8 protein-coding genes are annotated in these 9152 nt (G+C 52.9%); 4 read left to right on the top strand and 4 right to left on the bottom strand.

The window, feature by feature from the left end; all coding sequences use genetic code 11:
- Positions 1-399 precede the first annotated feature (399 nt).
- Entirely contained in the window at positions 400-1329 is a 930-nt protein-coding gene (locus FHC48_RS20725) for a LysR family transcriptional regulator (protein WP_220420583.1), read from the bottom strand.
- A 90-nt stretch (positions 1330-1419) separates the two neighbouring features.
- On the opposite strand from FHC48_RS20725, the gene FHC48_RS20720 reads away from it, so the two are divergent.
- The 3 genes from FHC48_RS20720 (at position 1420) to FHC48_RS20710 (ending at position 3081) form a co-directional block, all read left to right on the top strand.
- Positions 1420-1896: a GNAT family N-acetyltransferase gene (locus FHC48_RS20720; protein WP_008502292.1), complete on the top strand. Its 477-nt coding sequence runs from the start codon at positions 1420-1422 to the stop codon at positions 1894-1896.
- A 124-nt stretch (positions 1897-2020) separates the two neighbouring features.
- Positions 2021-2689 carry an epoxyqueuosine reductase QueH gene (locus FHC48_RS20715; protein ID WP_008502293.1) on the top strand — a complete coding sequence of 223 codons (669 nt, stop codon included), beginning with the start codon at positions 2021-2023 and terminating at the stop codon, positions 2687-2689.
- 119 nt (positions 2690-2808) lie between these two features.
- Positions 2809-3081 (top strand): YqjD family protein, encoded by a 273-nt coding sequence (locus FHC48_RS20710; RefSeq protein ID WP_008502294.1) that lies wholly within the window; start codon positions 2809-2811, stop codon positions 3079-3081.
- A gap of 29 nt (positions 3082-3110) precedes the next feature.
- Here the strand turns inward: FHC48_RS20710 and FHC48_RS20705 are convergent, their stop codons facing one another.
- Positions 3111-4574 (bottom strand): EAL domain-containing protein, encoded by a 1464-nt coding sequence (locus FHC48_RS20705; RefSeq protein ID WP_059364318.1) that lies wholly within the window; start codon positions 4572-4574, stop codon positions 3111-3113.
- A gap of 276 nt (positions 4575-4850) precedes the next feature.
- Between FHC48_RS20705 and FHC48_RS20700 the strand changes: the two genes are divergently transcribed.
- On the top strand, positions 4851-5735 hold the full coding sequence (locus FHC48_RS20700; protein ID WP_023327430.1) for a hypothetical protein: 885 nt from the start codon (positions 4851-4853) through the stop codon (positions 5733-5735).
- A 35-nt stretch (positions 5736-5770) separates the two neighbouring features.
- Here FHC48_RS20700 and FHC48_RS20695 read toward each other — a convergent pair whose 3' ends face one another.
- Both FHC48_RS20695 and FHC48_RS20690 read right to left on the bottom strand, forming a co-directional pair.
- Complete coding sequence (locus tag FHC48_RS20695) at positions 5771-6946, bottom strand: HlyD family type I secretion periplasmic adaptor subunit (RefSeq protein WP_220418733.1); 1176 nt, start codon at positions 6944-6946, stop codon at positions 5771-5773.
- Positions 6943-9123 (bottom strand): type I secretion system permease/ATPase, encoded by a 2181-nt coding sequence (locus FHC48_RS20690; protein WP_059364320.1) that lies wholly within the window; start codon positions 9121-9123, stop codon positions 6943-6945. The genes FHC48_RS20695 and FHC48_RS20690 overlap by 4 nt, the downstream gene beginning before the upstream one ends.
- Positions 9124-9152: the final 29 nt, after the last annotated feature.

Here is a 9152-nt window from a genome sequence, read left to right as displayed (position 1 = left end):
CGCTTACTGCTGAATTCACTGTCGGCGAAGGTAAGTTGATGACTCATGATGAACTCTGTTCCATGGCTCCAGATGACAAACATGATCTCATATCAGGGACTTGTTCGCACCTTCCTTAACACCCTTAAGTTATCAATATCATATACCTCGCCACCATCTTGTATTGATTTTTATGGTGAAGTTGATGTTTTAACCTCTTGCCCCTCGCTCGCCTTTTTTCACAAAAGCTGTTTTCCCTAATTTTGTCTGACCAAGATTAGCATTATTTAATTGCTTCGCTAATTCAACTTTATTCACGAGGTGCCGGAACATGCGCTGCAAACGGATATCTACCTGCCGTTAAATTGACGATCCGGTACTGACCGTCCTTTCTGCCGGGCGGCACTGCGCTTACCCGGCCTACCGTCCCCTGGCAGCCTGCGCCAGCGTTTGCAGTTCCTCCTTCAGCCAGCGCGTTGCGCCCCGCTGGCCGCTGCGTTTATGCGAGTAAATTTTCACTTCAAACGTGCGTATCGAGAACGGTAAAGGAAAAATCCTCAGGCCTGCTGCCGTAACCAGCTTCTCAGCGGCGTAACGAGGAATGGCCATCAGCAGGTCACTTTCCGCTACGATAAACGGTGCGCTGAGCATCGACGGCGTTTTGATCGCGATTTGTCGGGTATAGCCCAGCTGCTCAAGCCGTACGTCAAGAACGCCCTGCTTCTCATTCCATGGCGTCACCACCAGGTGTCGGGCAGCGAGATAATCCTCCAGCGTCAGCCGCGTCCGGCGCGCGTTGCTAATGACCACATACTCATCTTCAAACCAGTCGATCTCTTCCAGCTCCGGGTGCCGGATATCATCCTGAGTGCTGAAGCCCAGCGCCAGATCCACCTCGCCCGCCAGCAGTCCCGTCAACGCCGGGCTGTGCGGCAGATAGCGCAATTCGAAACGCAAGCCCGGGGCCGCAAGCTGCAGTTTGTGCATCAGCGCCGGGAAAATGCACAGCGCGGTAAAGTCCGTTATCGCAATTTGTAAGCACTCCGAACTGCTGGCTGCATCAAACTCCGGCTGCGGAGTCAGCTCATGATTCAGGAACGACAGTGCGGAAGCAATGGAAGGCGCGAGCTGAGAGGCATACACGCTGGGGGACATGCGGTGCCCTTCGCGGAAAAACAGCGGGTCATTCAGGGTGGCACGCAGGCGCGACAGCGCATGGCTGAGCGCGGATGTGCTCATCGCCAGCTCGTCAGCGGCCAGCCGAACGGAGCGGTGGCGGTAAATCGCGTCGAAAACGGGCAGCAGGTTTAAATCAAGACGTCTCAGGGCCGGATGCATAATATTCATCATTTGTTGATTTCATTGCACTTAATTCTTCAGACAATACGCCGTATGCTTAACGCCATCAATCAAGACGCACGCTAAAAAGCAGGAAAAACAATGAGCATCACCCTTCGTCAGGCACGCCCCGAAGATGCGGCAGCCATTTACGCCATGATTTATGAGCTGGCGGTGTATGAAAAAGCCCCGGAAGAAGTGGTTACCACGCCGGAGGAGATCCGGGAAACGCTCTTTGGCGCAGGCACAAAAACCGAAGCGCTGATCGCGGAGTGTGAAGGCAAAATCGCCGGCTATGCCGTGTTCTTCACCAGCTATTCAACCTGGCTTGGCCGCAACGGGATTTATATGGAAGATCTGTATGTTTCCCCAGCTTATCGCGGCCTGGGGGCGGGAAAAGCACTGCTGAAACATATCGCCCAGCTCGCCGTACAACGGCAGTGCGGTCGCCTTGAATGGAGCGTGCTGGACTGGAACCAGCCCGCCATCGATTTTTATCTGAGCATTGGCGCGCTGCCGCAGTCCGAATGGGTGCGCTACCGTCTTGACGGAGAAGCGTTGCTCAAATTTGCCGAATAGCGGCACGTCATACCCGAGAAGATCCCGCCCCGCGGGATCGCGCTTTCCTGCGTCGATCCCGTCTCAACAGATTATGAATTTATGCTACCCTTCCATAAATTTCATAAACATAGTGCAGAACGCCATGACGACAGCCCCTTTTATCCGCCCTCAACTCACCCTGCCAAACGGCGCTGACAAACTGCTGCTGCACTCCTGCTGCGCCCCCTGCTCCGGTGAAGTGATGGAGGCTATCCAGGCGTCGGGCATTGAGTACACCATTTTCTTCTATAACCCCAATATCCATCCGCAAAAGGAATACCTCATTCGTAAGGAGGAAAATATTCGCTTTGCGGAAAAGCACGGCGTGCCGTTTGTTGATGCCGATTACGACACCGATAACTGGTTTGAGCGCGCGAAAGGCATGGAATGGGAACCCGAGCGCGGCGTTCGCTGCACCATGTGCTTCGATATGCGTTTCGAGCGTACGGCGCTCTATGCGGCAGAAAATGGATTCAGCGTCATCAGCAGCTCGCTGGGGATCTCCCGCTGGAAGAACATGCAGCAGATAAACGACTGCGGCCAGCGTGCGGCCGCGCGTTATCCGGGTATGGTGTACTGGGACTATAACTGGCGTAAACAGGGTGGCTCCTCGCGCATGATTGAGATCAGCAAGCGGGAACAGTTTTACCAGCAGGAATACTGCGGCTGCGTTTATTCGCTCAGGGACAGTAACCTGCACCGTAAGTCACAGGGACGCCCGCTGATCCGCATTGGGAAACTGTTTTACGGTCAGGATGACAATGAGAAATAACGGGTTCCGGGTATAGAGATATATCCGAAAACCGCCCTTTCAGGTGCCGAATTTAGCCTTTCGTCTGCCGTATCCACAAAGAGCGGCTATCCTTTAATTATCAACAAAAGGAGGCAAAAATGTCTGATTTCGGTACTGATAAAAACACCCAGTTTGCTGAAGATAAAGCAAAAAATAAATTTGATGAACTTGCAGGTTCAGCGCAGCAGCAGTTTGGTGAATTCGTTGATTCACCAAAACATCAGGTTAAAGGTGCTGCTAAAAAATATGCCGCTCAGGCCAGCGATGCCGTTTCCGATGTCACTGAAGCCGTCAGAAACAATCCCCTCACCGGCCTCGTTGCCGCGGGTGCAATCGGTATAGTTCTCGGCTTGTTGCTGGGCCGGAAATAACCCAGGGCCCTTCGGGGCTTTATTTTTTCTTAACTAAACAACCTGACCATGCGGTCTAACTCCTCCTCTTTCACGGCGCGTGATAAATAATATCCCTGAAAGTTCTTGATGCCCAGCTCGACTAATTTCTCAAACTTTTCTTCACTATCAACCCCCTCTGCAATACAGTCCGTTCCGGTCATGTCGCTGTAAACCTGTATCGCTTTAATCAAATTATAGTCATTGTCGTTTGCCACAAAATGCTCAACGATGTCCCGATCCAGCTTAAGCCCATCGAAATGCACCTGGCGCACCGGGAACATGGTTTGATGGTTAGAGAAGCAGTCATCCAGGAACAATCGACACCCCGTATTGCGTAAAAGCCGCATGGTTTCAGGGATCCTTTTGTCCTTCGTCACGTCAATATCTTCTGCAAATTCAAAAACCAGCTTTTCGGCCCACTGCGGTTTGAGCAGCATGCCGATGGCTTTCCGTGCCATATCAGGCAAAGCATTCCCGGACGCCAGACGAGGCGGAATATTCACTGAAAAATAGTATTTCCCGTTATACTTATTAATACCTGAAACGGCGGCATGGATGACCAACGCCGTAATTTTCAGCCAGATTTCATGATTGGAAACATCCGTTAAAAAACTGGCAGGCTTGACAATTTTACCGTTTTTATTCCAGCGAATCAGGATTTCAAACCCAACCCCTTTTTTATCTCGATCGGTAATAATCTGATATGCCGGGAATATTTCCCGATTACGTAACGCATTAAAAATTTCGGCTTCTTTTTCCGTGAACCCCACTTTTTGACGCGGGTGTTTATCAGGTTTATCTGCTTTAAAATTGTGCGGATCGTGTAACCAGCGCTTAATTAAACGTAATTTAAGCACACCTTCCTTTCGGTGGGTGTAAACCGTTTTATTCGACAATCCCATTCTATCGCACATTTCCTTTACGGACATACCACGATAGAAATTTAATAAAACGTCAATCTCTCTTCTTGTTAACCACTTTAGATTTTCTTCCGAGCCAATATCCATGTAGCGTTCGCGTAATACACGTGAACGATCCTTAAAGCTTTTGTAATGGGTATTAAAACAGCCTACTACATCCGAAACGCTGGCTACGCGAATCAATGATAATTGATAACTGTTATTTAAAAGACTGCCCAGCGTGCGGTACAGCCAGCCGTCAGGAATATCACCATACAGGGTGACATGCCGAATAACGGGGAGTGCATTGAGTACCGAGGCCAGTCGCTTCAGGCTTTCCAGGAGATTGACGACACCTTTCCCGAGGAACACCACGATATGGGCATCCTGATTTTTAAGGATATTTTCAACATCCTGTTGGGATGCCTCATCTCCGTTAAAGTGAATTTGGGAAGCGTGGATTCCGTACTTATTGAGGATCGAACAATACCCCTGAAATGTGAAGCCGCAGGCTGAGATGACAAATTTATGTTCATCGCAAACCCCATTTTTGAGAGACATTTTTTGGGTCATAACCTGCTCCTGGGCACCAAAGCGCCATTTCTGTTTGAGTATGCGTAAAATCTATTTCATCTGTTGCGTAGTATAATTTTACAGTAGCACCCAGGGTTAAGAAACTGTTATCAGTCTAATTCACCGGAACATCTTTGCGTTAATCACAAACGTTTAACTATACTTTTCTTTTCAAATAACCACGGCAAATATTTTATTCTCAGGGCATAATGAAAATTCCGAAAAAGAAGACTGGACACTTCATCTATCGGCTCATTCAAATACGAGAAAAATGCTATGGATAATCATATCTCATCCAGGGCCTTGCTACATCGAAGGGATGTCATAAAGAGCAATCCACGATTCGGTGAGGCAATATTAGAGCACTACACAATTAATGACACCATCTACAAAAAACAACCTTTGTTCTACAAGACAATGCTACAAGAATCACGGTTCAACATTATTCTCTCCATGTGTTGTTTTATTTTTGGAAATCAGGCCGAGTCAGTTTCTGAAATTAAAGAGTTATGTTCTCGCTATAAGATAGCCAGCCCCAACAGCGTTATTGCGATCATTACGATACTCAGAACCACCGGGCGCATCAGGACCTGGCGCTGTACGGAAGACAGACGAAAGACGAGAATCGCGCCAACCGAAAAAGGCCTGAATGAACTAAAGCGTTATATGTCCGGCGCTTTTTTGCCCGTCAGTATTCTTTATCCGACATTTAATATTAATGTAAACCTGCTGGATAATGATATTTTGAGAAGTAACTTCTTCCGCCGCGCGGCAGAATATCTTTTTCGGGGATTAACGTTCAGAAAGGTTTTGCCTGAAGTAGGATTATTTATTGATAAAGATGGTGGCCGTATGATTATGCTTTATCTTTACCTGCAGGCTATGAAAAACAAATCCGCCCATGGTGCCGTTATTGACTATTCAGCCAGCACGCTCGCAAAAGAATTTTTTGTATCGCGCATCCACGTCAACCGGATTATCAAATCAGCTCAGGAGGCAGGCTATCTGAAAGATCGGGGTGATGGTCGGCTATCGGTCTATCCGGCGTTTATCGAACTCGTCGAAAATTATGCCGGATTATATTTTGCGTATGTCACGCATTACATCAACGTGGTTCCTAAAGAGCGACGCCACCTTCACAACGTGACGTCAACCGTATAATTCACCAGGCGTTCGGTGTTCCGAACGCCCTTCACCTATCGTTCCCGCAGCGCCTCTTTTGCCTTATTCAGCGGTTTCAACAGATAATCCAGAATGGTTTTGCTGCCGGTTTTAATATCAACGGTGGCAATCATGCCCGGAAAGACCGGGAATTCCTGACCCTGCTTATTGGTCAGATGGTTACTGTCGGTACGAATATAGACGCGATAGTAATAAACATCTCTTTTCACCTCATCCTGCAGGGTGTCCGGTGAAATCATGGTCACTTCCCCTTCCAGCCCGCCGTAAATGGAGTAGTCATAGGCCGTCACTTTCACCAGCGCCTTCTGGCCAGGATGGATAAACGCCACATCGCGCGGCGAAATTTTCGCCTCAATCACCATCTGATCGTCAAGCGGAACCAGACTCATCAGCTTGCCGTTCGGCGGGATGACGCCGCCCACGGTCGTGACGTCAATATCCTTTACGATCCCGCGAACCGGCGCATTGAAGGTCAGTCGGGTCAGGGAGTCTTCCCGACCCTTCATCACCGAACGCTGGGCTTCAATCTCCGCATTGGCTTTCTCCAGCTCTTCACGGGCGCGGACGTAATACTGGTTTTTCATCTCGGTGATTTTATTCTCAAGCTCATTTTTTTGACGCTCAAGACGCAGCACCTCCACCTTGCTGGCCGCCCCCTGGGTCACCAGCGGACGGGTCAACGACAGCTCGCGTTGCACCAGCTCGGCACCCTGACGTAAACCAGCCAGCCCTTTTTCAAGGCTCTCGCGACGGGACTGATAGAGCGCCGTTTCCTGCTTAACCAGCTCAACGTCGTCATCCAGCTCCTCGGGAAACGTCAGCTCCGTGTCGTTAACTTCGGCCTTCAGGCGTGCCGCCGTGGCCAGCGCCGCATTCAGACGCGACTCGCTCTCCAGCACGCTCGACTCGGTTTTTGTCCGATCGAGCTGCGCGAGCTGCTGGCCGCGCTCGACGATGTCGCCTTCGCGCACCATCAGGCTGTGGATAATGCCGCCTTCCAGGGACTGGATGACCTGCTCATGAGAAGACGGTATCACCTTACCGCTGCCGGTCGTCACCTCATCAAGTTGGAACAGGCTCGCCCAGGCGATAAACGCCGCCAGCAGGGCGAACAGCGACCATGCCACCAGCGTGGCGCGCGGAAGGCGCGGCTCCTTCAGTCGGCTATTAAAACGGGAGAAATCATTCATGCTGCGCCCTCCTCTGCAACCGCCGCCGGTTTCATGGTCACGGTGCGCTGTGCTGTCTTTTGCGGCGCCATGCCGTGCTGGTGCAGGATGGCGTCGCGCGGGCCGTCCATCACGACCTTGCCGTTTTCCAGCACGATGATGCGGTCGACCAGGTCCAGAATCGGCAGGCGATGCGTCGCCACCACCAGCGTCCGGCGCTTACCCAGCCATGTGTGAAGATGCTGAATAAACTGCTTCTCGCTCATTTCGTCCAGCCAGGCGGTAGGCTCGTCCAGCAGCAGAATAGTCGGCGAGGTGATCAGGGCGCGCGCCAGCAAAAGCGCCTGTCGCTGACCGCCGGAGAGGCCCGTTCCGCCCTCGTTGATGATAGTGTTCAGTCCCATTTTCTGTTTGCGCACAAACTCCAGCGCGCCGCTGTTGACCAGCGCCTGGTGAATCTCATCGTCGGTCGCCAGCGGGTTACCCATCAGGATGTTGTCCCGCACGGAGCCAAAGAACAGACGGGCCTGCTGGCTCAGCAGCTGCATGTCGCGACGCACGTCGGCCGGGTCGAGATGATTAAGGGCAATATCGTCCAGCAGAATGCTGCCCTGCTGCGGCTCCTGCATGCCCGCCAGAAGCTGTAGGAGCGTGCTTTTGCCGGAGCCATTGCGCCCGAGCACCGCCACGCGTTCTCCGGCGCGGATCTGCAGCTTGCTGATGTTGAGCACGGTGAGTTTCTCTTCCTCGTCGTAGTAAAACCCGACGTCCTTAAGCGCATAGTCGCCGCGCAGGTGGGCTTTGTGCACCTTCTTGCCGTGCTGCGGATCGTCAATCGGCCGCTGCATCAGGTCGTCCAGCCCCTTGCGGGCCACTTTTGCCGACTGCCAGCGCGAGAGCACGCCTGAGATCTGCGACAGCGGCGCAATGGTCCGCGACGCCAGAATCGAGGTGCCCACCAGCGCACCGGTGGTCATGTCACCGCTGATGACCAGATAGCAGCCCACCAGCAGCACCACCGCGTAAACAATGGACTGCACCTCCTGCGTCCAGGTGAGCAGCAGGCCCGTCAACCAGCGCTGCTTCATGCCGACGCTGGCGGCGACGTCGTTGGTGTTATTCCACTGGTTCTGGAAACGCTGCTCGGCGCGCATCAGCTTGATGTCTTCAATGCCCTGCACCGCTTCCACCAGCGTGGCGTTACGAATGGCGGATTCACGCATCCCTTCGCTGGAGAGTTTCCCCAGCGGGCGCTGCACCAGCAGGCCCGGAATAAGCAACAGCGGCACGGCGAGCAGGACCACCAGCACCAGCGGACCGCCAATCATCCACAGAATGAAGACGAACAGCAGGAAGAACGGCAGATCGGAGAGGGCCGCAATGGTCGTCGAGGTGATCAGCTCGCGCACCGACTCCAGCTCGCGGATCTGCGCGATAAACGATCCGGTTGATTTTGAGCGTGCGCCGTTTTTAATCCGCAGCGCGTGGGCAAAGACGCGTTCAGAGATACGCAGATCGGCTCGCTTCCCCACCACGTCAGAAATGTGCACGCGCAGCATGCGCATGATGAATTCGAACACGATGGCAATCATCACGCCGCCGAACAGCACCCACAGCGTGGCTTCTGACTGCGACGGTACCACCCTGTCGTAGACCTGCATGGAGAAGACCATGCCGGAAAGCGCCAGCACGTTGGCGACCAGCGCCACCAGCATAATGTCGCCGTAGCGTCGCCAGTCCTTCAGCGCCAGCTGCCAGAACCAGTTTTTTTCATACGGTTTGATGTAGTCATCCACGCGGGCATCCGGCGTGGACTCGAGCGGGCGCAGCACCATCAGGCCCTTTAATCGCGACCCGAGCGCCTCGCGCGTCAGCGTCGTCTCCAGGCCGCCGTCGCCGCTGAACTGCAGGCTGACGTTGCCTTCGTTGTCCATGCGGTTGATCACCGCAATCTGCCCGCCGGTGAATTCCGCCAGCAGCGGCAGACGCCACGGATCGAGGGATGCCGCTTCCGCCGCCACCACGCGCATCCCCAGCCCAAGCTGGCGCGCCATCTCCTCCAGCACCAGCTGGCGCGGCGACTGGCTTTCATGGTTAATCGTGACCCGAACGTGCTCCACCGAAAAGTCCAGCCGGTAGTGCTTCGCGATGATGAGCATGCCCTGCAGCCAGGGTTCGTACTGTGGATGTGTCTTCATAATCTCCGGGGTAACGCAATTCGTCTAAA

The sequence above is a fragment of the Enterobacter sp. EC_50 genome (genome assembly GCF_019584525.1).
In the GTDB taxonomy this organism is placed as follows: Bacteria; Pseudomonadota; Gammaproteobacteria; order Enterobacterales; family Enterobacteriaceae; genus Enterobacter; species Enterobacter roggenkampii.
This window is presented reverse-complemented; position numbering and strand designations above follow the sequence as displayed.

What these genes read in the sequence shown, in the direction of transcription:
- FHC48_RS20725 (WP_220420583.1), bottom strand. Translation starts at nt 1,329, where the DNA reads ATGATGAATATTATGCATCCGGCCCTGAGACGTCTTGATTTAAACCTG.
- FHC48_RS20720 (WP_008502292.1), top strand. Translation starts at nt 1,420, where the DNA reads ATGAGCATCACCCTTCGTCAGGCACGCCCCGAAGATGCGGCAGCCATT.
- FHC48_RS20715 (WP_008502293.1), top strand. Translation starts at nt 2,021, where the DNA reads ATGACGACAGCCCCTTTTATCCGCCCTCAACTCACCCTGCCAAACGGC.
- FHC48_RS20710 (WP_008502294.1), top strand. Translation starts at nt 2,809, where the DNA reads ATGTCTGATTTCGGTACTGATAAAAACACCCAGTTTGCTGAAGATAAA.
- FHC48_RS20705 (WP_059364318.1), bottom strand. Translation starts at nt 4,574, where the DNA reads ATGACCCAAAAAATGTCTCTCAAAAATGGGGTTTGCGATGAACATAAA.
- FHC48_RS20700 (WP_023327430.1), top strand. Translation starts at nt 4,851, where the DNA reads ATGGATAATCATATCTCATCCAGGGCCTTGCTACATCGAAGGGATGTC.
- FHC48_RS20695 (WP_220418733.1), bottom strand. Translation starts at nt 6,946, where the DNA reads ATGAATGATTTCTCCCGTTTTAATAGCCGACTGAAGGAGCCGCGCCTT.
- FHC48_RS20690 (WP_059364320.1), bottom strand. Translation starts at nt 9,123, where the DNA reads ATGAAGACACATCCACAGTACGAACCCTGGCTGCAGGGCATGCTCATC.